Below are 22,418 nucleotides of genomic sequence, written 5' to 3' on the forward strand. Positions count from 1 at the left end.
ATTGGCAAGGGCCAAAATGCAATAAAATCGCAAAAAACTGCACTTTATTGGTTATTCATATCAACCAACAAGCTTTGCACAGACTTATCCACAGAAAGGCGTAAAATCCGGATTGTTCGCGGCCATAACACAGCGCTTATCAGGTGGTTGAGCACGCAGTTCGCCAGCCATCCCCTCACCAGTCAGCTCTCTTTGCCTCTTGTATAGAGGCAATCACACCAGCCCGGCCTCCTTTATCCACTCCGCCACCAGCTCGCGGAGGGGCAGCTCACGACAACCGGAGAGATCCTGCCCCGCCCAGAGCGGAGAGAACCCGCTATCGCCCCGGGACTCCGCCACTGAGCGCAGCAAAGCCAGGGCGCCACTGGCATAAGGGAAGCAAGGCGCCAGATCCGAGAGCGGGCCCAGCTCCCGCATCAACCGGTTGCGGATGCCGCGGGCGGGGCGGCCGCTGAACAGATTGGTCAGCGCCGTATGCTCGCCTCGAGATGAGTGAAGCGCCGCACGATGCAGCGGCGAGGTAGTCGCCTCATGGCAGCAGAGAAAGGCGGTGCCCATCTGCACGCCACTCGCCCCCAGCGCCAACGCTTTGGCAATCCCCTTGCCATCGACGATGCCACCGGCGGCGATCACCGGCAGGTCGATCGCGGCGAGGATCTGTGGCAGCAAGGTAAAGGTGCTCTGCTGCAGCGCGAGATCATCAGAGAGGAAATGGCCGCGATGACCGCCCGCTTCCAGCCCCTGCGCAATCACCGCATCGGCGCCGTGGTGAGCAAGCCACTGAGCCTCGGCCACCGTGGTGGCACTGCCCAGCACATAGGCGCCGCTCGCCTTCACGTTGGCAAGCAGCTCGGGGGCAGGCAAACCAAAGTGGAAGCTGACCACCGCCGGCCTGAACCCGGTCAGCAGCTCGGCATATTGTGCGTTGAACGGGGCCCGGGTGGGCGCCCTGGCTGCGGCAGCCGTTGCTGCCGCCATGCTGATGTCAAACTCGGCATAGTAGGGAGAGAGCGCCTGTTGCCAGCGCATCTGCTGTTCCGGGCTCGGTTCCTCCTGCAGATGGCAGAAGAAGTTGACGTTAAAGGGTGCATCGGTCGCAGCCCGCATCGCCTGCAACTGGGAGGATAATTGCTCGCAGCCGAGCATGGCCGCCGGCAAGGAGCCCAGCAGGCCAGCCTGACAGGCGGCGATGGTCAGCCGGTGATCCTGCACACCTGCCATGGGGGCCTGGATCAGCGGGTAACGCAGACCGAGGCGACGAGCAAAACGGGAAGGGGCATCCATGATCCAGACTCCTTTCTGCAAATGGCGGAAAAATAGAACGGGCCCATCATGGGCCCGCTCACGCTAGTGACACATCAACGCACGCTGCGCAGCAGGAAATCCGGCTGACCGCAGGAGCGGCGCTCGCGCTTTTTCATCTCGGCGGAACAGGTGACCGCATCCGTCCCCTCTTTATTGACGCAGATGTAGATCTCCCGCAGGAAGCGGCCACCATCGGCGCACGCTACCGTGATGTTGTCGGGAGCCAGCCACTCGTTGGCGCTCACCAGATCAGCCTTGAGCTGGAAGGTGCTCTTGCGCAGCGGCTCTTCCGGGGATTGATAAGCCGCCGGGATCTTCACCTTCTGGCGCAGGTCGCTTGCCAGCTGATGGAATTGGGGCTGACTCAGGCCGGAGCAGGTGCCGTGCTTCTCCCACTCATGGCGATAGAGAAAACGGCTGGGGTAGAGGCCGGCAAACTTCTGCTCCATGTTGGCGTCGAGCCGCTCGCGGGTACAGTTGCTCGGGTAACCACGATCGTACTGGGGCCAGAGACCGTGCAACACAAAGCCCAGCTTGCGGGAACATTGATCCTTGTCCGCAGGTTTGACGGCGCAGTGCTCGGGCGACCAGGAGAGCGCCAGGGCATAGTAATCAAAGTCACCCGCCACCCCTTTCGCCTGCACCGCAGAGGAGAGCAGCAAACCACCAGCCAACAGGGCCATCATCTTCTTCATCTTAATATCCATCCAAACCGACTCTTGGGATGGCAGCCATGCTCCCATATTCCGGCGAGCGGAAACAGTGATCGCGGCACTGCTTGCGACAAGGGTCAGACCAGTCAGGGCTTTCACCGAGGAGCGACGAGGGGTAAGCTGACCGACCGGTGGACGCCTCGTCCACCACCCAAGCACTCCTCTTGGCAACCACAGGATGTAACATGATCCGCAAAAATCCCTCCGGCCACCTGCCGGTCATCGATGAATCCGCCTATATCGACAAAACCGCCATCATCTGCGGCAAGGTGATCATCAAAGAGAATGTCTTCGTCGGCCCCTACGCGGTGATCCGCGCCGACGAGGTGGATGCCAACGGCGAGATGGAGCCCATCGTCATCGGCGCCAACTCCAACATTCAGGACGGGGTGGTGATCCACTCCAAATCCGGCGCCGCCGTCACCATCGGCGAATACACCTCCATCGCCCACCGCTCCATCGTCCACGGGCCGTGCGAAGTGGGGAACCGGGTCTTTATCGGTTTCAACAGCGTGCTGTTCAACTGCCATATCGGCGATGGTGCCGTGGTGCGTCACAACTCGGTGATCGATGGCTGCGATCTGCCGCCGGAGTTCTACGTCCCCTCCACCACCCGCATCAACCAGCAGAGCGATCTGACCCATATCCCGCGGGTTTCGGTGGATGCCGCCGAGTTCTCCGAGGATGTGGCTCACACCAATATCGATCTGGTCAAAGGGTACAAGGCGCTCTCCAACGAGTTCTGATCCTTTCTTTATTACCAGAGAACAAAACGGGCGCCGAGGCGCCCGTTGCTGTTTCTATCGCTACTTATATATGTGCGGATCAGGAGCACTTCTTCAGGCTGATATGCCAGTTGGCACCGGATTGCACCTGATGCTTGGCTGCGAAGCTGTCCATGTTCAGCGCCACCGACACCTGCAGCAGGCTGTTGAGATAGACCAGCGGCTGCCCTTCCGGCACATCGCCAAAGCTGCTGACGTAGGGGGCCTTGCCGTCATATTTCAGCGCAGAGCCTTCGCTGATCTTGATGCAGGCGGTATCCCCCTTGTTGATCCCCGCCTTGGTCAGCAGCGCATCGTCGATGTTGGTCCAGACGTTGCCGTACTGCACATCGAGGATCGGGATGGTGCCTTTGAGGGTGCCATCCTTCTCGGCTACCGCAGCCTGATAGGGGATCTTCACCACCTCGGCAGGCAGTTTCGGGCCCACCTGCTCGTAGCTGATGGCACCGGACGCGAGCCGGGCGCCGGTGTAGGCGTAGACGTCGCGACCGTGGAAGGTGTAGGACTTCTCGGAGCCCTTGAGGCGGTTGGTCTTCTCGTCGATCTGGCGCACGGTGTCGATGCCGAAGTGTTCGGCTACCAGAGTCAGGGTGCCGTTATCCGGGCTGACGATGTAGTGGCCGCTCTTGGTCTTGAGCACCACCGACTTGCGATCGGTGCCGACACCCGGATCCACCACGCTGACGAACACAGTGCCCTTGGGCCAGTACTGCAAGGTTTGATAGAGGCGGTAGGAGGCTTCCCAGATGTTGTAGGCCGGGATCTCGTGGGTCAGGTCATAGAGCGGCAGGGTGCGATCCACCCCGAAGGCGACCCCCTTCATGGCCGAGACGGCGCCATCTTTAAGGCCAAAGTCGGTCTGGATCACCAGCGCCTCGTTGGCGGTGGCAACACTGCTGGCCAGCAGCAGGGCGAGCGCAATGGCGCGGGGAGCGGTACGAATATCCATATCTGAACTCCTGAAACGGTGGCAATGAGTGGTTAAAAACCTTCATTTGGCCATCCAGACTGCCACAGCAGGAATTTATTGCAAGGTGTTAACACCAAAGTGAGCCGCCACTCGCAAAACAGAGGGGCTATGGCAGAAATTGTGCTCGCCAAAGCCGGTTGATGGCGTTATCAAAAGAGGGTTGTCACACTCGCCCCCGACAGGAGTCCCGCACCATGAATCCCGCCCCCGACACCACACTGTTACTGGAGATTGGCGAGCAGCGCAGTCAGGTCTGGCTTGGCCACGCCGATGCTCCCCTCGCCAGCTGGACGCTCGCCTTCGGCACCCGCGCCATCCAGCCAGGGCCATTTCGCCACGCGCCGCCCACCCCGCTCGAACTGGAGCGCGCCATCATGGTGGTGGAAGATGAGTTGATGCGCATCGCTCCCGATATACCGCCCGGTCTGCCCCTCACCCTGCGCAGCGAACCCTCGCTGGCCGAAGTGCTGGGGGATAACACCATGAGCCGGGAACTGGTGGAGCAAGCCTTTGGCCAGCTGGCCGCCATGGCTGAGGGGGATCCCCTCGCCGCCAACCAGTTGCCGCGGGAGGAGGAGTTTGCCGCCGTGCTGCTGATCGTGCGGGAATGGTTGCACCATCTGGCCAGCGAGCAGGTGTCGCAGGTTGAATAGTCGGCCGCGCCGGGGCTGATGCCAGGCGGGGTGGCATATACTCAATCATGTCCACGCCCGCAATCCGGCACCTACGAACCCTTCACCCCACTCAGGAGAGACCCCGGCCATGGCCTGGTATCAAATTCGACTCGACCGTCCCAGAGCCACCCTGCTGGGGCTCGCCCTGCTGGTATTGGGCGGGCTGGGTTGCGTCTTCTACTACACCTATCTCAACGTCCAGCACGATATGAACCTCATCACCGCCAAGCAGAAGAACGTGTTCGACGTCTTCTATCAGCGGGCCAAGATCCTCAAGGTGGAGAACATCGCCAGCTATCTGGCACAACACCATCCGCTCGACAGGCGCCCGCCCCCGAGCGGCGTCGGCACCGACTATCTCTACGGCTACGACCTCAAGAGCAAGGAGCGCTTTGCAGATGTCCCGCTGCAATACCCGGCGGCCAATATCCTCAACACCTTCCGCTACGCCCTCTCCTACCCGGAGGTGATCAACATCTACACCATCTGGGACGACTACCGGCTGATCGGCATGGTGGCCAACGAGCGCATCCTGCCCGCCAAGCTGGGCTCTGTCCGGGTGGATCTGATGAGTTTTCGCCCCTGGTATCACTACTTCGGCTGCGCCAGCTTCAGCAAGCTCCGGCACTTCTGCAGCACCGATGAAGCAGTGGTCTCCGATATCGAGGTAGACAGCTTCAGCCTGCGCAACACCATAGTGATGTACTTCCCCTTCACCTATCAACCGGGGCGCGGCGGCTACAAATATGGCCTGCTGGCCATCGATATCGCGGTAGATGAAGCCTTCAACGAGGTGCTGCGCCCCTTTCACAATCTCAACCCGACCCGCACCGCCATCGCCTTCGATGCCGCCGAGCCGTGCCGTGCCTTTCATCTCTGTCTCAACAAACCCTTTATGCAGACCAAAAGCGGCGCCGTGCTCTATCTGAAGTGGTCCTACTCCTGGCTCGACTTCATCAAGCTGGCGCTCCACAGCGCGGCCTTCAAGGTCTACATCATCATCATTCTGCTGGCGATGGTGGCGTGGAAGCAGCTCTACCAGCGGCTGCGCACCCTGGCTCACACCGATCACCTGACCCAGCTGCCGCGGCGCGACATCCTCAACCGTACCATGCTGCACGAGCACGACTACCTGATGATCCTCGACATCGACAACTTCAAGTCGATCAACGACACCTATGGCCACGGTATTGGCGATCAGGCGCTGGTCGCTTTTTCCCGCCACCTCAGGAGCAATATCCGCAAGGTGGACAGCGCCATCCGCTGGGGCGGCGAGGAGTTCATCGTGCTGTTCAAGGGGATGGATGATGACGAGATGATGCGCCACTCCGCCGCCCGGCTGCTGGCCCGCCCCCTCACCATTACCGAGCTGCCCGACCCCATCACCTTCTCGGCCGGCGTGATCCGCATTCGCGACTACCTGTCGGTGGCCGAGGCGGTGCATCTGGCCGACGAGCTGCTCTATCACGTCAAGCAGCAGGGCAAACACAATATCGCCAGCTACGATGGCCAGCAGATCCACCTGATCCGCAACCCCGACGCCGAAATCGCCAGCTAAGCTGGCCCGCCTTCTGCCACTCCCCCTCTATCTGTTACCATCGCGGCCACGATCACTCACAGCATCGTGGCCGCTGGCCGCGATAACCCCAACTGGTGCCCCTATGTCCACAGCCTCCTTTGCCGAACTGGCCCTCTCCCCCCGCTTGCAGCAGACCCTGACCGAACTGGGCTATGCCGCGCCGACCCCGGTGCAGGCCAGCGCCATCCCCGTCATTCTGGCGGGGCGCGATCTGATGGCGGGCGCCCAGACCGGCACCGGCAAGACCGCCGCCTTCGTGCTGCCACTGCTGGAGCAGCTGCTACAACAGCCACAGGCAGAGCCCCGCCCGATCCGCGCGCTGGTGCTGGTGCCGACCCGCGAGCTGGCGGTGCAGGTCGCCGAGAGTGTGGCGCGCTACGGTCAGGGGACAGGTCTCACCAGCACCCAGGTCTACGGCGGGGTGAGTATCGCGGCGCAGGTAGCGGCGCTTCAAGCCGGGGTGGATATTCTGATCGCCACCCCGGGCCGGCTGCTCGACCATCTGCGGCAAGGGGCCTTGAGTCTGGCGGCGCTGCGCCATCTGGTGTTTGACGAAGCGGACCGCATGCTCGACATGGGCTTTATGGACGAGATCAAGGCGCTGCTCAAACAGATCCCGGCGGATCGCCAGACCCTGCTCTTCTCCGCCACCTGCGACGACAACCTGTTTGCCCTCTGCAAAGTGTTGCTGCGCGACCCCGAACTGATTGAAGTGGCGCCGCGCAACACCACGGCAGCCGAGGTAGAGCAGCGGGTCTATACCGTGGATAGCGATCGCAAGCTGGCGCTGGTCGAGCATATGCTGAAAGTGAAAGGCTGGGCACCGGCGCTTATCTTCAGCCGCACCCGGCAGGGGGCCGACAAGCTGGCCCAGCAGCTTGGCAAAGCGGGCATCAATGCACTCGCCTTCCACGGCGACCTGTCGCAGAGCGCGCGGGAGAAGGTGCTGCTGGAGTTTCGCGCCGGCACCTTGCAGGCGCTGGTTGCCACCGACGTGGCGGCCCGCGGCCTCGATATCACGGATCTCAACTACGTGATTAACCTTGAGTTCCCGTTTGTGGCTGAGGATTACGTCCACCGTATCGGTCGCACCGGTCGCGCCGGCAACAAAGGGCTCGCCATCACCCTGTTCAGCCCGGAAGATGCGCCCCTGTTGGAGAAGGTGGAAGCGGTGCTCGACACCCGTTTGCCCCAGCAGTGGTTCCCCGGCTTTGAGCCGGATCTGACTCGCTTTGAGCCCGAGCCGCGCCGCAACAGCAAGGCGGCCCAGAAACAGCGCGCCAGAAAGCAGGCCCTCGCTGGCAACAAGGGTGGCAAGGGTCGGCGCTAACCCCCGCCAATCCCTGCAACCCAATCCCTGCAAACCCATCCCTACAAACCGGAGCAAACCCCTGTGCGGCCGGTTTTGCCGCCGTGCGGGGGCGCAGCGGCAAACCGGCTCACTATAAGCAGGATTTATGGGTTTTCCCAAAATGACCCAACTCCAGCTTATACCGATGTCCGCCACGCCCTGTCTGCCATAAAGGGGCAACAGCGGGGCTGCAAGCCCTATAAAAAGAGAACGCCCGATCGGGCGTTCTCTTTGCCTGGTCGCTTCAACCCATCCTCCCCTGCCAACCCCTTGTGCCCACAGATACTGCGAGCCTTAGCAGCAACGGCTAGGGCGCCGTCGCCAGCTCGGGTGGCAGGGTACGCAGGATCTGCCGCTCCGCCAGGGTCGAGAGAATAAACATCACCATATAGCCGAGACCCAGCGCCACGATAATCGCCACCACGTTGGCGGTGAACTCGGCCACCAGATAGTAGGCGGCGACCAGCGCCACTATGCCCGCCAACCGGATCAGCAGGCTCTGGGTAAAGTAACCGTGGGCCTTGATATAGGCGAGCTGATAGCCATTGAGCATCATAAAGATGAAGAAGATGGAGAAGTGGAACAGCACCGGCACCGCCCCCACGTAGTCGGCGGGGAAGAACAGCAGCACCAGCGGCTTGCCCGCCAGCAGCATCAAGCCAAAGAAGGCCAGACTGACGATGGCGGAGAGACGGAAGATCCAGCGCCGGATCATCCTGATCTGGCGGTGATCGCCGTTGCGCAGATTGACCGCCAGCTCAGGCAGCACAAAGCGGTAGATGGGGAAGACGAACAGGGTGGTCATATAGGTGAAGATGGGGCGCACCACCACCTGAAAATCCCCCAGCTCGTCGAGGCTGAAGTGGCGGATGGTGAGCAGCACAGTGATGTAGATCATCAGGATGCTGGCCCCCGCCTCCAGCGAGGCGGTAAAGCTCTTCTTCACATAGCTCACCATCTCGGGGCCGAGCGCCACCTTGGCGAGCGGCCTGGTGGCGATGGCCCGGCGCCGCGAAAGATACATATAACCGGCGATAGCGAGCGAGGAGAAGGTCAGCCCGTAGAAGAGCGAGGCGAGCGCATCCATCCCGAGCCCAAAGTAGCAGGCCATGAACAGCAGGCCGTTGGCCAGCGGCTCCAGCCAGGTGACCCGGTTGGAGAGCGCATACATCCGGTACATGGCCACCAGATTGGTGAAGTAGACCTTGAGCCCCAGCCCGAAGATGACCCCCACCAGTTGCAGATACTCCACCCGGATATGGAGCCCGTGCTTGATATAAGGGATCACCGCCCCCCAGGTGAGCAGCACAATGCCGATGAGGAAGTAGCGAAAGATATTGATGATGTCCCGATCGTTTTTGGTCTGGGAGTAGCTCACCACCATGGAGGAGCGAAAACCAGTCATCAGGATAAAGGAGAGGGAGATCAAATCGACCACGCTGTTGAACAGCGCCAGCTCCCCCTTGGCGACCCACTGCGCCAGCCACACCTTGAAAGCGAAGCCGATAACGATGCTGACCAGCGAGGCCCACATTCCGGTGATAAAGGCCTGTTTGAGGCGGGCGAGAGAGGCGTATTGCATAACGAAAATTTATGGTTTTCCGGGGTATGACTAAACGCCATCTTATGAAAGCCCACCCGCCTTGAACAGCCTTAATCCCGCGCACTCACAACAACCAAGGGCAAAAGGCCCGCTCCCGGGCGTTTTGCTGTTCATCACTTTTGATTCCCTGCCGGTTGCCCTGCACCACCCCATCTCCACAAGGCCAGACCAGCCCAAATAACCAGCCGCAATTAATCGAAAGCTCAATTTGATGTAATTGATGGATTTGGCATCCATCAATACCCCTTTTATAGTAGGGGGGCTGAAGCGGCCTCAATCGCTCCCTCCCCACTCATTCCGGACAGGAATCTTATGAAAAAACTCACTCTCGCCCAGCTCGCCGCACTCGTGACCGTGCTGCTGGCTATCGTCTGCTGGCAGCTGCCAGCCCCGGCCGGACTGGCACCGGCGGCCTACCACACCGCCATTCTGTTTATCGCCACCATTCTGGTCATCGTCACCAACATAGCGCCGACCGGCTATATCGCCATCCTCTCCCTCGGGCTCTACGCCGTGCTCCATGCCGGCGGCGAAGCGACCCCCAAGGCGGCCATCGAAGGGGCGCTGGTCGACTTCAACCACCCGCTGATCTGGCTTATCGTCATCGCCTTCATGATTGCCAGCGCCTTTGCCAAGACCGGCCTTGGCAAGCGGATCGCCCTGCTGCTGCTCAGCCGCTTTGGCCAGTCCACCCTGCGCTCCGCCTACTGTCTGGCGGTTGCCGACTTTATTCTGGCCCCCGCCACCCCGAGCAACACGGCCCGCGCCGCCATCGTCGCCCCCATTGCCGACTCGCTGGCCAAGACCATCAACAAGGATGACCGCAAGCTGGGGCAGTTCCTGCTCTCCAGCGTCAGCGCCATGAACGACGCCTCGGCGGTCGCCTTCAGCACCGGCTTTGCCGGCAATCTGGCGCTGGTCGGTATTGCCGCCAGCGTCGCCGGGCTGACGGTCGGCTTTCGCGAGTGGGCGCTCTATCTGCTGCCGCCCGCCATCGGTCTGCTGCTGATCATGCCGCTGGTGCTCTATATGGTGATCCGCCCCGAGACCCGCGATACACCGGATGCCCCCCGCTTCGCCCGCGAGGAGCTGGCCAAAATGGGCCCCCTCTCCCGCCATGAGAAGAGCCTGCTCGGGGTCTTTGTCGGTCTGGTGGTGCTCTGGGTCGGCGGCAGCAATCTGGGGCTGGATGCCACCACGGTCGCCTTTCTCGGTCTGGCCGCCCTGCTGCTGCTCGGGGTGCTGAACTGGAACGATGTGAAGGGCAACAGCGCCGCCTTCGATACCCTGATCTGGTTCAGCGTGCTGATGGGGATGGCCGACAACCTGAAACGGGTCGGCTTTACCGGCTGGCTGGGGGATGAACTCTCCGGCTTTATGCACAGCACCCTCGGCGGGCTCGGCACCATTCCCATGCTGCTGGTGGTGATGGGGCTCTACCTCTTTACCTCCTACGCCTTCGCCTCGGCCACCGCCAAGGTGGTGGCGCTGGCACCGGTGATTGCCGGGGCCCTGCTGGCGGTCGGCGTGCCTGCCGAGCTCGCCATCTTCAGCATCGCCGCCATCACCAACGTCGGCTGCAACCTCGCCACCTACTCCCACGCCCGCATCCCGCTGCTGATGGGGATGGGCTATCACACCAGCGCAGAGTGGATGCGCATCGGTCTGGTGATCGCCATCGTGGGCTTTGCCGTGGTGATGAGCATCGGCCTCACCTGGTGGCAGTGGCTGATCTGATAGCAAAAGGGCCCGTAACGGGCCCTTTTGCATAGAGGGTGTGCAGCGTTCTATACCGGCGCTGCGCTTGCCACAAGCTGCAGTGTGTTTAAAAACAGCGCGGGTCAGCTCTGGGGCGCCGCCTTGATAAGCGCCTCGTAGTGATCGATCAGCTCGGGCCCGTGCAGCGGTGAGTCGTGACCGCCAATCACCGTCTTGATCGGCAGCTTCATCGCCTTCAGTCGCTCGATGGTCTGCGGATACTCCTTCACATTGGCAAAGCTCAGGTTGCCCAGCTTCTCCTTGAGGATGCAGTTGCCATAGAGCACCTGCTCGTCGGGGAAGTAGACAAAGATGCCGTCCGGCGTATGGGCCGGGCCCGCATAGAAGGCGCGCACCTTGCCATCTTGCAGGGTGAAGTCGCCATCGTGCACCACGTTCGGCAGCACCAGCGGCAGATCCGGGTACTCCGGCAGCCCCTTGCGGGTAAAGGCGACAATCTCGGCCCAGTCGCTCTTCATCAGATCCCGGGTCTGGCGGGTCGCCACCACCTTGGCACCGATGGACTTCCAGTAGGCATTACCGCCCGCCCGATCGGTGTGGTAGTTGGTGTTGATCACCTCCAGCACCGGCTTGCTGCTGACCCGTTTGATCAGCTTGTGCAGCTCGCGGGCGGTATCCGGCGTCCAGGTCGCCCCCACCACAGTCACCCCCTTGGCCCCGAAATAGACCATGGAGTTCTCTTTGACGTAGTAGTTGTCCTCCACCACATAGACAGGGCCGCTCACCTGCTTGAGGGAGATCCCCGCCGCCCGCACGCTGCCACCCCAGAAACTCGCCATCAGCACCACGGCCCCGGCCAACCCGCACTTCATCCAACCTTTCATCATCTTGCTCCCTCGAACCAACCGCCCCCTCGCCACCCCTGTGGCAAGCCGGGCCTTTTAAGCAGTGGGCAGAAGATACGGGGGATTTGTGAGGGGAAAATGAGGTTGTGTGAAGAGAAGGTGAAGTCTGGGGGAAGTCAGGGGAAAGTCCGGAAAAATCAGCAGCGACCTCCTGTTCGCGAACGACCGAATACTCTGTAAACGTAGGGCTTCGCTGCGCGAAGCCCTACATACAAGATGGTGAGTAATTGAGTCTGTTTTGAGCTCATTTGTGATAGACCTAATTTATTCACAAAACGATTCATAGTAACCTTTTGGCTCTTTTCTCGTGGCCGAAAGATACCCTATGGAAGCACCTGCGTTTGTTATTCGCTCAGAAAATGATGCCTATGAACTGCTTCGGCAGCTGTTGGAAAACGAAATTGATGTTGATGCTTATGACCTGCGGTTTGATGGATGGCCACGATTAACAGTCCATCTAAAAGGAGAGGGATTTCAGTCAACAATCACCCCTCCTTTGATGAGTGCCTTCTTGGAACTTCAACGCAATATATACAGAAGCTATGCTATCGCACGTTACAATACTCCTAAGGTAACGGCACTAAATGCCCTAGAGAAAGAAGCACTCCAGATCGTTGTAAAGGTAGAACCGGGTAGCTCCTTATTCAGTGTGGATCTGGATGGCCTGTTAGAAAAATGGGGTAAGGATCTAATTGATAAAATGGATGCTAAAACATTACTCACCATGGTTATTGCTGTTGCTGCCATTTGGGCAGGTAAATCCGCATACTCGGATTATCTTGCTCAACGAGTTGAGATTCGCCAAATTGAAGCGAAGAAAGAAGAGCAACAACTCCTGATTGAGCAACAAAAGCTCCGAATGGAAGAGCGTGCGCGAGACGATGCCCAAGAGACTAAGCGCATGGAAATGTTGACTGAGCTTCTCCAACAACAACCAAAGCTGCACACTATCAAAGCCTATGCTGATGACTCCAGAACTGAGTTGTTTAAACGAAGCGCAACTGCTGATGAAGTCGAAATCCAAGGCATGAAGATGGATGGAGAAACGGCAGCAGAGCTGGTAAAGAATGCTAGAAATAAATCCGAAGATGTGCGGCTAGATGGTATGTATCGCATCTTAAATGTCGACTCTTCCAACCCAGATGAGTTCAAAGTCAAAGTCCGCAGCCAAGAGTCTGGTGATGAGTTCATCGCTAAAGTCCAAGATGGAACATTAGATCGGCGCTATCTGGATGCATTGCAAAGAGGAGAGTGGTCACGTCGCCCTGTTCGCCTGCAAATTAACGCTAAGTCCATAAAGGATGAAATCCGCAGTGCCGTAGTGATGCAGGCAAACTTTCCTGAACAAGATTGAAATCAACCACCTGAATATTGTATCTCGCCTGAACCTCTGAACTTATAAATATAAGGCTCCCATCGGGAGCCTTATTGCATTCATAACGGAGATCTTCTTCACCCCAACGGCGGCGTCCGCGGTGGCACCATACGCTTGCTGCCGGTGGATTCGAAGGCCGAGGCGAAGCGCAGCAGGTTGTTGTCGTCATAGGCGCGACCGGCGAAGGTCAGGCCCACCGGCATACCGATATCGGCCATCACCCCCATGGGGACGGTGACGGTCGGCACGCCGAGGTGGCGAATGGCGAGGTTGCCGTTGGCAACCCAGATGCCGTTGCTCCAGGCGATATCGGCGGAGGCCGGATTCACATCCGCATCAGCCGGGGCGACGTCAGCGACGGTCGGGAACAGCACGGCGTCGAGCTTGAGCCCGTCCATCCAATCTTCCAAGTCCAGCTTGCGGGTCTTTTCCAGACCGCGCAGGCCATCCGGCACTGTGGGGATCTCGTCAAAGCGCTTGATGCCGCGCTTGGCCATATTGACGTACTCGTCCATGCCCGCCGCCAGATCTCCCTCGCGGTTCGGCAGGGTGCCCGGATCGTGGGGGAAGATCTTCAGCCCATCGACATCGGCCAGCTTGTTCAACTTGGGATCGCCGTTGGCACGCAGGAAGTCGTCGAACGCCCAGCCGGAGAGCTCCCACAGCTCGTCGTTGAGAAACTCCGGGCTCACGATGCCGCGATTGAACACGGTCGGCGCACCGGGTCGGTCCCCTTCGCAGTTGGAGACCAGCGGGAAGTCCACTTCGATGACTTCGGCGCCAGCGGCTTCCAGCGCCTTGCGCGCATCTTCCCAGAGGGCAATTACGGTCTCGCGGGTATGGATGCGCTGACCGGTCGGGCCGCCGATACCGGGGTTTTCGCTGGTGCCGGCCAGTTCATCCTTGTTGATAAACATGCGCGGCACGCCGAGGCGCTTGCCCTTGAGGGCATCGGGCTTGGCAGCCAGATCCAGATAGGAAGCCGGACGCACTTCAGAGGCCTTGGGCAGCTGCACCCAGGGCTGCATGCGCCACAGATCGCCACGGGTGTCGGCATCGTCGGCGACCACTACGTCGAGCACTTCCAGCAGATCGTTCATGGTGCGGGCATAGGGCACCACCACATCCATGGTCGGGGTCAGCGGCCAGTTGCCGCGCACCGAAATCACGCCACGGGACGGGGTGTAGGCGCACAGACCGTTGTTGGAGGCCGGGCCACGGCCGCTCGACCAGGTCTCTTCCGCCAGACCAAAGGCGGAGAAGCTGGCGGCGGTGGCTGTACCGGCGCCGTTGGAGGAGCCGGAGGCAAAGGGCGCGGTCAGGTAGTCGGCGTTGTAGGGGCTCTCGGCACGGCCATAGACGCCGCGCTGCATGCCGCCATTGGCCATCGGCGGCATATTGGTTTTGCCAAGGCAGATGGCACCGGCGGCGCGCAGGCGCTCAACGGTAAAGGCATCGCGCTGGGCTACCAGATCCTTGAAGGCCGGGCTGCCGGAAGCGGCAGTCAGCCCCTTGACCAGATAGCTGTCTTTGGCGGTGTAGGGGATGCCGTCGAGCGGGCTCAGGGTTTCACCACGGGCACGGCGGGCATCGGAAGCTTCGGCCTCTTTCAGCGCATCGGGATTGGCGACCACCACGGCGTTGAGCTTGGTGGCAGTCTCGGGGCCGTTGTAGGCCTCGATCCGGGCCAGATAGGCCTTGACCAGTTCGACCGCTGTGGTGCGGCCTGATTCGAGCGCGGCACGCAGCTCGGCAATGGAAACCTCGGTCACTTCGATCATGGGGATCTCCTGTAAAAGGGTGACTGTTTGTCATGATGATCGCCGCATCAGCGCCTGCGACCATCACACCATCAAGAGATAAAACCCCACGGCGTGGGGTTTTGAATTTCTACACTCTTCGACCAGCTTACTGACCTGAAGGGATCTGCTGGGTAATGCAGTGAATATTGCCACCGCCCAGCAGGATCTCGCGGGCCGGCACGCCGACCACGGTGTGCTCCGGGAAGATCTCTTCCAGAATGCGCTGGGCTTCGCCATCGGTGGCGGCATCCAGCAGCGGATAGACGATGCGATCATTGGTGATGAGGAAGTTCACATAGGAACCGGCCAGACGGCCTTCTGCCTCGCGCGGCACACCGGTACCACTCTCGACACCGGCAGACTCCTCTTCGGTGCAGAACAGCGGGCCCGGCTGGGGCAGCTTCCACACTTTCAGCTTGCGCCCCTTGGCATCGACCGCCGCTTCCAGCACCTTGAGGGCGGCCACGGAGCGGGCGTACTGGGGATCGTTCTGATCGTCAGTCCAGTGCAGCGCCACTTCACCCGGACGCACGAAGCAGCACATGTTGTCGATGTGGCCGTCGGTTTCGTCCATGTAGACACCTTCGTCCAGCCAGATAAAGCTGGTGACGCCCAGATAGTCGCGCAGGTGAGCTTCGATCTGCTCTTTGGTCAGGTGCGGGTTGCGGTTTTCGTTGAGCAGGCACTCGGCGGTGGTCAGGCAGGTGCCTTCGCCATCGACGTGGATGGAGCCCCCTTCCAGAATCAGCGGCGCATCGTAGCGAGCCATCTCGTGTTGGGTCAGCATCTGGGCTGCCACTTCCTCATCCTGATTCCACGGATAGTAGAGACCGCCCTTGTGGCCGCCCCAAGCGTTGAAGCCCCAATCCACGCCACGGCACTCGCCGGCAGCGTTGGTAACGATGGTCGGGCCGGTATCGCGGGCCCAGCAGTCATCGCTGTCCATTTCGACCAGGGTGACGTGAGCGGGCATGATGGCGCGGGCCTGCTCCATAAACTGGGCCGGTACACCCATAAAGACCGGGGTGGCGCCACCGATGGCATCGGCCACCTTGGCGAAGGTCTCTTGCGCGAAGCGACCGGCTACGCGCCAGTTGTCCGGGCGAAACGGCCAGATCATCCAGACGGCCTGCTGGTGCGCCCACTCGGCGGGCATGGTGAAGCCGTCGGCGGCCGGCGTGGAGTTAATGGTCTTGATGCTCATCGCAAGGCTCCTTGCATGGATTGAGGCCCCCGTTTACGCCCGATGCGGCGCGGGAACCCGGAAAAATAAGAGTGGGTCGCAGATTATGACGTTGCGCCCCCATCCATCAAATGAATAGGATGGATTGTCCCATAAACACGGCGAATAATCCCCCCATGAAACTGCACCAGCTCGACCTCAATCTGCTGCTCGCTTTTGACGCCCTGATGACGCAGGGCAGCGTTACCCGCGCCGCCGAGGCGCTCTTTATCAGCCAGCCCGCCATGAGCCACTCCCTTAACCGGCTGCGCACCTTTCTCGGCGACCCGCTTTTGGTGCGCACCCCGCAGGGGATGCTGCCAACCCCGCGCGCCCAGCGGCTGCATCTCGGGGTGCAGCAGGCGCTGCGGCTGCTGGAGCAGCAGCTCACCGAGGAAGAAGAGTTCGAGCCGAGCCAGTCGAAGCGACGCTTCGTGCTCTGCACCACAGATTACGTGGAGTGTGTGCTGATCCCGCCGCTTATTCAGCGGCTCAGACGGCTGGCACCGGGGGTCACCATCGAGATCCGCATCCTGCGCGACACCCTGCCCGAAGCCGAGCTGGCAAGCGGCGAGATCGATCTGGTGCTGGGCTTTGACGAGTACATGCAGGTGCCGGGGTATCTGGGCAAGGAGACCTGGCTCACCGAGCCGCTGGCCGGGCTGGTGCGCGCCGATCTGCCCATTGCCAAATCGGCCCCCACCGGCGCCGAGGATGACCCCTCCCAGTGGCAGGAGCGCATCACCCTGCAGCAGCTTATCGCCATGCCCCATGTGTTCCACTCGCCGCTGGGCACCTCGGAGGCGAGCCTCGACCGCTATCTGAAGAGTCAGGGCTTTAGCCGTACCATCTCGGTCAACAGCCAGAGTTATATGTCCGCCGCCGCCATCGTCAGCCAGAGCGATCACCTCTTGGTGCTGCCCAGCATGGTGGCCGAGCTGCTCGCCACCCACTGGCCGCTGAAAAGCCTGCCGCTGCCCGCAGACGTACCGGATTATCACCTCAACTGCGTCTGGCACCCCGTGCACGCCCAGCAACCGGCGCTGGTGTGGCTGAAAGATTTGATGAAGGAGCTGGTGGGGCCGAGGTAAAACCGCGGCGTCTGGCATCAAAGATTGATGGAAAAGCCGAGGAAGGGCTGAGACCAGAAACAACAGTGGCTCCCGAGGGAGCCACTGTTGTTTCTGCGGTATCGCGTTACGCCCGCAGGGCCCGCATCAGCTGGGCAACTACGTCGTCGAGCAGGGGGCGATCGGGGCGGCACTGGGCGAAGGTGATAAGCCCCTGCAGGTTGATCAGCAGCAGGGCGGTGAGAGTGCGGATATCCCGATCCGGCGCCAGTTCACCGCACTGCTGCGCCTGCGCCAGCAGATCCGCCAGCTCCTGCTCCAGCTCGCCGTAGATCCCCTTGACCCGCTGGGTAAGCTCTTCGTCCTGTTCGCTCAGCTCCATCATTGTGCGGGTCACCAGACAGGTGCCGCAGAGCGCCTCGGTCACCACCTGATCGAGATAGGCAGCAAGACCGGCCAGCGGGCTCGGGTTGTCGAGCAGGGAGCGGCGCAGGGCCCGCTTGCTCTCCACATAGTGATCGACAGCCGCCAGCAGCAGGCCGCGCTTGTTGCCAAAGGCGCCGTAGATGCTGCCCGGGTGCAGGCCGGTGGCAGCCACCAGCTCCTGCATGGTGGTCTTGGCGTACCCCTTGGCGCGAAACGCCTCCATGGCATTTCGTAGCACCTCGTCACGATCAAACTCGGCAATGCGCATGGCTCCTCCCGTCGGAAATGGTTCGCTGCCACGGCACAAAAAGAGCCGCTGGCAACGCGCGCTGGAAAAGGTCGGCAAGTGTACCCCACTCGCAGGTCGGGGCCAACCATCTTGAACGCGCATTCAAAAAAGACTTGCATCGGAACAAAAAAACGTCTTGAATGCACGTTCAAGAATAACCCGTTCAGGACACACTATCATGAATACCCTGTTTCAGCCGTATCGCCTTAATGAGACTCTGACCCTGGCCAACCGCTTCATGATGGCCCCGCTCACCCGCTGCATGGCAGGCCCCGGTCTGGTGCCGACCGAGCAGATGGCTGCCTATTATGCTCGCCGTGCCGACATCGGCCTGATTGTCTCCGAAGCCGTCATCATCCGCCCCGATGCGCAGGGCTATCCCAATACCCCGGGCCTCTTCACCCAGGCCCAGATCGATGGCTGGAAGAGAGTGACCAGCGCCGTACACGCCAAAGGCGGCAAGATCTTCGCCCAGCTGTGGCACGTCGGCCGCCTCTCCCACCCCTTCTTCCATCAGGCTGAAGTGCTGGCTCCCTCTGCCGTGGCGCACGAGGGCACTGTGCCCCGCATGCGCGAGCTGACCTATCAGGTGCCACGCGCCCTGACCGAAGCCGAAATCGCCCAGCTGGTGCAGGATTACGCGACAGCCGCAGCCAACGCCATTGAGGCGGGCTTTGACGGGGTAGAGATCCACGGTGCCAACGGCTACCTGATCGACCAGTTCCTGCACCACTCCACCAACCTGCGCACCGACAACTACGGTGGCTGCCCGGAAAATATGAGCCGCTTCGCGCTGGAAGTGGTCGATGCCATCAGCGCCCGCATCGGCGGTGATCGGGTTGGTATTCGTCTCTCCCCGGGTGCCTATGTCCATCTGGCGGGCAGCCCGGAAGATCGCGCCGTGTTCGACTATCTGCTGAGCAAGCTCAACGATCGCCCGCTGGCCTATATCCACCTCGGCATCTTCGATGACAACCTCACCTTCGATTATCTGGGTGGCCGCGCCTCCGACTATCTGCGCGCCCACTACAAGGGCAATCTGGTCGGGGTGGGCAACTACGACGCCGAGCGCGCCGCCGCAGCCATCGAGGCCAACCGCTTCGATCTGGTGGCCATCGGCCGTCCGCTTATCGCCAACCCGGACTATCTTGCCAAGGTGAAAAATGGCGAAGCGCTGGTGCCCTACGCCGACACCATGCTGGCCGAACTGGTCTAACCGCATCGGTATCGCCAGACAACAGGCAATAAAAAACGAGGGGAGCGGTTGCTCCCCTCGTGCTATCTGGCTGATGCCGTATTGCGTTGGTGCGGACTTAATTGGTGCGGAACAGGGCCTCGATTGAGAGCCCCTGGCTCAGCAGGATCTCCCGCAGACGGCGCAGCCCCTCGACCTGGATCTGGCGTACCCGCTCGCGGGTCAGACCAATCTCGGCCCCCACATCCTCAAGGGTGGCAGGCTCGTAACCCAGCAAGCCGAAACGACGCGCCAGCACTTCCCGCTGTTTGGGGTTGAGCTCTTCCAGCCAGTGCACAATGCTGCTGCGCATATCATCTTCCTGTGACTCCAGCTCCGGCCCCATGCCGCGCTCGTCGGAGAGCACATCCAGCAGCGCCTTGTCGCGATCGCCACCGATGGGGGTATCCACCGAGGTGATCTTCTCGTTGAGCTTGAGCATGCGGTTCACATTGTCCACCGAGCAATCGAGTGCCTGGGCGATATCTTCGGCGGTCGGCTCGTGATCGAGACGGTGAGAGAGTTCACGCGCAGTGCGCAGGTAAACGTTTAACTCCTTGACCACATGAATGGGCAGACGGATGGTGCGGGTCTGGTTCATGATGGCCCGCTCGATGGTCTGGCGGATCCACCAGGTGGCATAGGTAGAGAAACGGAAGCCGCGCTCGGGGTCGAACTTCTCGACCGCGCGGATAAGACCGAGGTTACCCTCTTCGATGAGATCCAGCAGCACCAGGCCGCGGTTGTTGTAACGACGGGCGATTTTGACCACCAGTCGCAGGTTGGACTCGATCATGCGCTTGCGGGCTGCTTTGTCACCCCGCAAGGCACGACGGGCGTAATAGACTTCTTCTTCGGCAGTGAGGAGTGGGGAGAAGCCAATCTCCCCCAGATAGAGCTGGGTGGCATCCATCACCTTGTTCAGTTCCGGTGCCAGCAATTCATCGGAGATGGTCTCTTCCGCCTCGGCGGCCACCTCCTCCAGCTCTTCTACCTCTTCGTGAGACTCGGGGTCAGCGTCAAACTCTAACTCTGCATCCTGCATTACCAGTTGTTCTTGGCTCATGGTGTGTCTCCCTGACGTTACCAGAGTAAGACGGTCTCTCTGGGGTTAACGCTTTGGCAAATAGCTCATCGGATTGATCGACTTGCCTCTATACCGGATCTCGAAATGCAATCGCACATCCGGCGCGTCCGTGCTGCCCATGTTGGCAATGACCGAGCCCCCCTTGACGCTGTCCCCTTCCTTCACCCGCAACTCGTCGTTGTGTGCGTAGGCGGAGAGATAGTCATCATCATGCTTGAGGATGATCAGCTTGCCGTACCCCCTTAAAGCACTGCCAGCGTATACGACCTTACCGCTGCTGGCGGCGTAGACGGGTTGCCCCTTCTGGCCGGCTATGTCGATACCCTTGTTACCCTGTTCTGCAACAGAGAACCCCTCGACGATCCGGCCTTTTGCAGGCCAGTGCCAGGAGAGTCTCGACTGGGAGTTGTCTGTTTTTTGTTCTTTGACCTGAGCGTATTCCTTCGGTGCCTCCGCAGCAACGGATTTCTGCGAGATGAATGGCGTGGTCTGACCAGATCCACTCGGTTCTGCCAGCGGACGCGGGCCACTGCTCGGTCGGGTCGTGGTGGTCTGCACCGGAACCGGCGTCACCGGGCGGGTTGCGGCTACCATCTGGGTGCTGCTGCCGCCAGCAGACTGGACGTTGAGCACCTGACCCGGTTGCAGGGCGTAGGGGGCACTCAGGTTGTTGCTCTGGGCCAGCGCCTGCGGCGTCATGCCGAACTGGCGGCCGATGCTGCTTAGGGTATCGCCGCGACGCACCTCATAGGTACCGGAACTGCGGCTGCTGCTCACGCTGGCGCTGGAGCCATCGAGTCGCAAGCGCTGCCCCGGATAGATGTTGTAGGGCGGGCTGATGTTGTTGAGGCTGGCCAGCGACGGCACGTCGTTGCCGGAGTTGAAGGCGATGGAGTAGAGGGTATCGCCCCGCTTCACCACATAGCTGTTGCCCTGAATGGGGGCACTGACCTGAGCGCTGGCCTGACGGGTCGGGATGGTCGAGACGAAGGGACCATCACCCAGCCCCTCAACCGGAGCGGCATTTTTACTGGAGGAACAGGCAAGCAGCAGCCATGAAAGAACGACGACACTGCTTCCCTGCCAAATACGCGAACGCATAGCGGATCCTTAACGACTAAACCAGAAATAGGCCACGACGGCCAGACCAATACAGAGCCAACCGAGCACATCTACGTAGTGCATCAGTTTGCGTTCCATCTTCTCGCCACCCCAGCGCATCAAACCTGCCACCAGGAAAAAGCGCAAACCGCGGCCGATAAGGGAGGTGATGATGAAGGGCAACAGAGCCATTTGCAACAGCCCAGCCGTCACGGTAAAGACCTTGTAGGGGATCGGGGTGAAGCTGGCGATAAAGATGACCCAGATGCCCCACTGTTCGAACCAGTGGCGAGCGATGGCGATCTTGCCCTCATAACCGACGGAAGCCACCAGCGGCTGCACTACCGGATCCCACAGCGCGTAGCCAAGGGCATAGCCAAACAGCGCACCCAGCACCGAGAAGACGGTGGCCAGCGTGGCGTAGTGCCACGCCTTGTGGGGCTTGCCGAGCGCCATCGGCGCCAGCATCACGTCAACCGGGATGGGCCAGAAGACCGATTCGATAAAGGCGGTGATGGAGAGATACCAAGGGGCGTATTTGTGGCGTGCCCACTGCATTACCAGTACATACAAACGGGAAAACAACTTCACTCAACATCTCCGTCGATCAGGGGAACAAAACGCACCGGTTCCAGAATTCGGCTGGTCAGCTGGGAGCCGGAGCGTTCAATCAGTTGCAGGGTCTGCTGGCTGTCGCCCACCGGCAATACCAGCCGACCGCCATCGGCCAGCTGATCGGTGAGCGCCGTCGGGATCTCGCTCGCCGCCGCCGTCACCAGAATGGCGTCGTAAGGCCCCTTGTTGGGCCATCCCAGCCAGCCGTTACCGTGCTTGGCCGAGACATTGTGCAGATCGAGCTGGCGCAGCCGGCGTCTTGCCTGGAACTGCAGCGACTTGATCCGCTCCACGGTATAAACGTGCTCCACCAGATGGGCGAGGATCGCCGTCTGGTAACCGGAGCCAGTGCCAATCTCCAGCACATGGGCCGGATCATTTTGCATCAGCAGCTCGGTCATTCGCGCCACCATGTAGGGCTGCGAAATGGTCTGGCCATGGCCAATCGGCAAGGCGGTGTTGTCCCACGCCTTGTGGGCCATGGCCTCATCCACGAATAGCTGGCGCGGCACTTTCGCGATGGTCGCCAGTACGCGAAAATCGCGAATATCCTGCGCAATGAGCTGATTTAACAGGCGCTGTACTATCACACC

20 protein-coding genes are annotated in these 22,418 nt (G+C 60.8%); 8 read left to right on the forward strand and 12 right to left on the reverse strand.

The annotated features are described in order from the left end of the window. Positions 1-213: 213 nt before the first annotated feature. Both I6L40_RS19275 and I6L40_RS19280 read right to left on the reverse strand, forming a co-directional pair. Entirely contained in the window at positions 214-1,284 is a 1,071-nt protein-coding gene (locus tag I6L40_RS19275) for a nitronate monooxygenase family protein (protein ID WP_216994724.1), read from the reverse strand. A 74-nt stretch (positions 1,285-1,358) separates the two neighbouring features. Then, positions 1,359-2,000 (reverse strand): ribonuclease, encoded by a 642-nt coding sequence (locus tag I6L40_RS19280; protein WP_216994725.1) that lies wholly within the window; start codon positions 1,998-2,000, stop codon positions 1,359-1,361. 203 nt (positions 2,001-2,203) lie between these two features. On the opposite strand from I6L40_RS19280, the gene I6L40_RS19285 reads away from it, so the two are divergent. Further along, positions 2,204-2,764, forward strand: a complete 561-nt coding sequence (locus tag I6L40_RS19285; RefSeq protein ID WP_005343397.1) for a carbonate dehydratase — start codon at positions 2,204-2,206, stop codon at positions 2,762-2,764. Positions 2,765-2,843: 79 nt separating this feature from the next. Here the strand turns inward: I6L40_RS19285 and I6L40_RS19290 are convergent, their stop codons facing one another. Continuing rightward, on the reverse strand, positions 2,844-3,752 hold the full coding sequence (locus I6L40_RS19290; RefSeq protein WP_182926150.1) for an S-adenosyl-l-methionine hydroxide adenosyltransferase family protein: 909 nt from the start codon (positions 3,750-3,752) through the stop codon (positions 2,844-2,846). A gap of 215 nt (positions 3,753-3,967) precedes the next feature. Here I6L40_RS19290 and I6L40_RS19295 point away from each other — a divergent pair, with 215 nt between their 5' ends. From I6L40_RS19295 to I6L40_RS19305, 3 genes are all read left to right on the forward strand, one after another. Beyond that, positions 3,968-4,426, forward strand: coding sequence for a hypothetical protein (locus tag I6L40_RS19295; RefSeq protein ID WP_216994726.1), 459 nt, complete (start codon positions 3,968-3,970; stop codon positions 4,424-4,426). A gap of 109 nt (positions 4,427-4,535) precedes the next feature. Continuing rightward, on the forward strand, positions 4,536-6,005 hold the full coding sequence (locus I6L40_RS19300; RefSeq protein ID WP_216994727.1) for a GGDEF domain-containing protein: 1,470 nt from the start codon (positions 4,536-4,538) through the stop codon (positions 6,003-6,005). Positions 6,006-6,108: 103 nt separating this feature from the next. After that, the gene (locus tag I6L40_RS19305) at positions 6,109-7,356 is read left to right on the forward strand and encodes a DEAD/DEAH box helicase (protein WP_215801875.1); all 1,248 of its coding nucleotides are present in this window, start codon (positions 6,109-6,111) and stop codon (positions 7,354-7,356) included. A gap of 328 nt (positions 7,357-7,684) precedes the next feature. On the opposite strand, the gene I6L40_RS19310 is transcribed toward I6L40_RS19305, so the two are convergent. Then, the gene (locus tag I6L40_RS19310) at positions 7,685-8,959 is read right to left on the reverse strand and encodes a lipopolysaccharide biosynthesis protein (RefSeq protein ID WP_216994728.1); all 1,275 of its coding nucleotides are present in this window, start codon (positions 8,957-8,959) and stop codon (positions 7,685-7,687) included. 333 nt (positions 8,960-9,292) lie between these two features. On the opposite strand from I6L40_RS19310, the gene I6L40_RS19315 reads away from it, so the two are divergent. Then, positions 9,293-10,717 carry a DASS family sodium-coupled anion symporter gene (locus I6L40_RS19315; protein ID WP_124241738.1) on the forward strand — a complete coding sequence of 475 codons (1,425 nt, stop codon included), beginning with the start codon at positions 9,293-9,295 and terminating at the stop codon, positions 10,715-10,717. A gap of 104 nt (positions 10,718-10,821) precedes the next feature. On the opposite strand, the gene I6L40_RS19320 is transcribed toward I6L40_RS19315, so the two are convergent. Continuing rightward, the gene (locus I6L40_RS19320) at positions 10,822-11,583 is read right to left on the reverse strand and encodes a CphA family subclass B2 metallo-beta-lactamase (protein WP_254204062.1); all 762 of its coding nucleotides are present in this window, start codon (positions 11,581-11,583) and stop codon (positions 10,822-10,824) included. A gap of 346 nt (positions 11,584-11,929) precedes the next feature. Here I6L40_RS19320 and I6L40_RS19325 point away from each other — a divergent pair, with 346 nt between their 5' ends. After that, positions 11,930-12,958 (forward strand): hypothetical protein, encoded by a 1,029-nt coding sequence (locus I6L40_RS19325; protein WP_216951999.1) that lies wholly within the window; start codon positions 11,930-11,932, stop codon positions 12,956-12,958. A 98-nt stretch (positions 12,959-13,056) separates the two neighbouring features. Here the strand turns inward: I6L40_RS19325 and I6L40_RS19330 are convergent, their stop codons facing one another. Further along, a complete protein-coding gene (locus I6L40_RS19330; protein WP_216952000.1) occupies positions 13,057-14,760 on the reverse strand; it encodes an amidase in 1,704 nt (567 codons plus the stop codon). Positions 14,761-14,887: 127 nt separating this feature from the next. Beyond that, positions 14,888-15,985 carry an agmatine deiminase gene (gene aguA / locus I6L40_RS19335; protein WP_201961399.1) on the reverse strand — a complete coding sequence of 366 codons (1,098 nt, stop codon included), beginning with the start codon at positions 15,983-15,985 and terminating at the stop codon, positions 14,888-14,890. Between the two features lie 155 nt (positions 15,986-16,140). Here aguA and I6L40_RS19340 point away from each other — a divergent pair, with 155 nt between their 5' ends. Continuing rightward, on the forward strand, positions 16,141-17,094 hold the full coding sequence (locus I6L40_RS19340; protein WP_216994730.1) for a LysR family transcriptional regulator: 954 nt from the start codon (positions 16,141-16,143) through the stop codon (positions 17,092-17,094). Between the two features lie 106 nt (positions 17,095-17,200). On the opposite strand, the gene I6L40_RS19345 is transcribed toward I6L40_RS19340, so the two are convergent. Continuing rightward, on the reverse strand, positions 17,201-17,767 hold the full coding sequence (locus I6L40_RS19345; protein ID WP_041210179.1) for a TetR/AcrR family transcriptional regulator: 567 nt from the start codon (positions 17,765-17,767) through the stop codon (positions 17,201-17,203). Between the two features lie 199 nt (positions 17,768-17,966). On the opposite strand from I6L40_RS19345, the gene I6L40_RS19350 reads away from it, so the two are divergent. Then, complete coding sequence (locus I6L40_RS19350; RefSeq protein WP_216994731.1) at positions 17,967-19,004, forward strand: alkene reductase; 1,038 nt, start codon at positions 17,967-17,969, stop codon at positions 19,002-19,004. 97 nt (positions 19,005-19,101) lie between these two features. Here the strand turns inward: I6L40_RS19350 and rpoS are convergent, their stop codons facing one another. The 4 genes from rpoS to I6L40_RS19370 are packed head-to-tail and all read right to left on the reverse strand — an operon-like array spanning position 19,102 to position 22,415. Then, positions 19,102-20,088 carry an RNA polymerase sigma factor RpoS gene (gene rpoS / locus I6L40_RS19355; protein ID WP_041210181.1) on the reverse strand — a complete coding sequence of 329 codons (987 nt, stop codon included), beginning with the start codon at positions 20,086-20,088 and terminating at the stop codon, positions 19,102-19,104. Between the two features lie 45 nt (positions 20,089-20,133). Further along, positions 20,134-21,210, reverse strand: coding sequence for a peptidoglycan DD-metalloendopeptidase family protein (locus tag I6L40_RS19360; RefSeq protein WP_216994732.1), 1,077 nt, complete (start codon positions 21,208-21,210; stop codon positions 20,134-20,136). A 9-nt stretch (positions 21,211-21,219) separates the two neighbouring features. Beyond that, the gene (locus I6L40_RS19365) at positions 21,220-21,801 is read right to left on the reverse strand and encodes a YqaA family protein (protein WP_033113777.1); all 582 of its coding nucleotides are present in this window, start codon (positions 21,799-21,801) and stop codon (positions 21,220-21,222) included. Further along, entirely contained in the window at positions 21,798-22,415 is a 618-nt protein-coding gene (locus tag I6L40_RS19370; protein WP_033113776.1) for a protein-L-isoaspartate(D-aspartate) O-methyltransferase, read from the reverse strand. The genes I6L40_RS19365 and I6L40_RS19370 overlap by 4 nt, the downstream gene beginning before the upstream one ends. Between the last annotated feature and the right edge of the window lie 3 nt (positions 22,416-22,418).

This window comes from Aeromonas sp. FDAARGOS 1410 (assembly GCF_019048745.1).
GTDB lineage: Bacteria > Pseudomonadota > Gammaproteobacteria > Enterobacterales > Aeromonadaceae > Aeromonas > Aeromonas jandaei.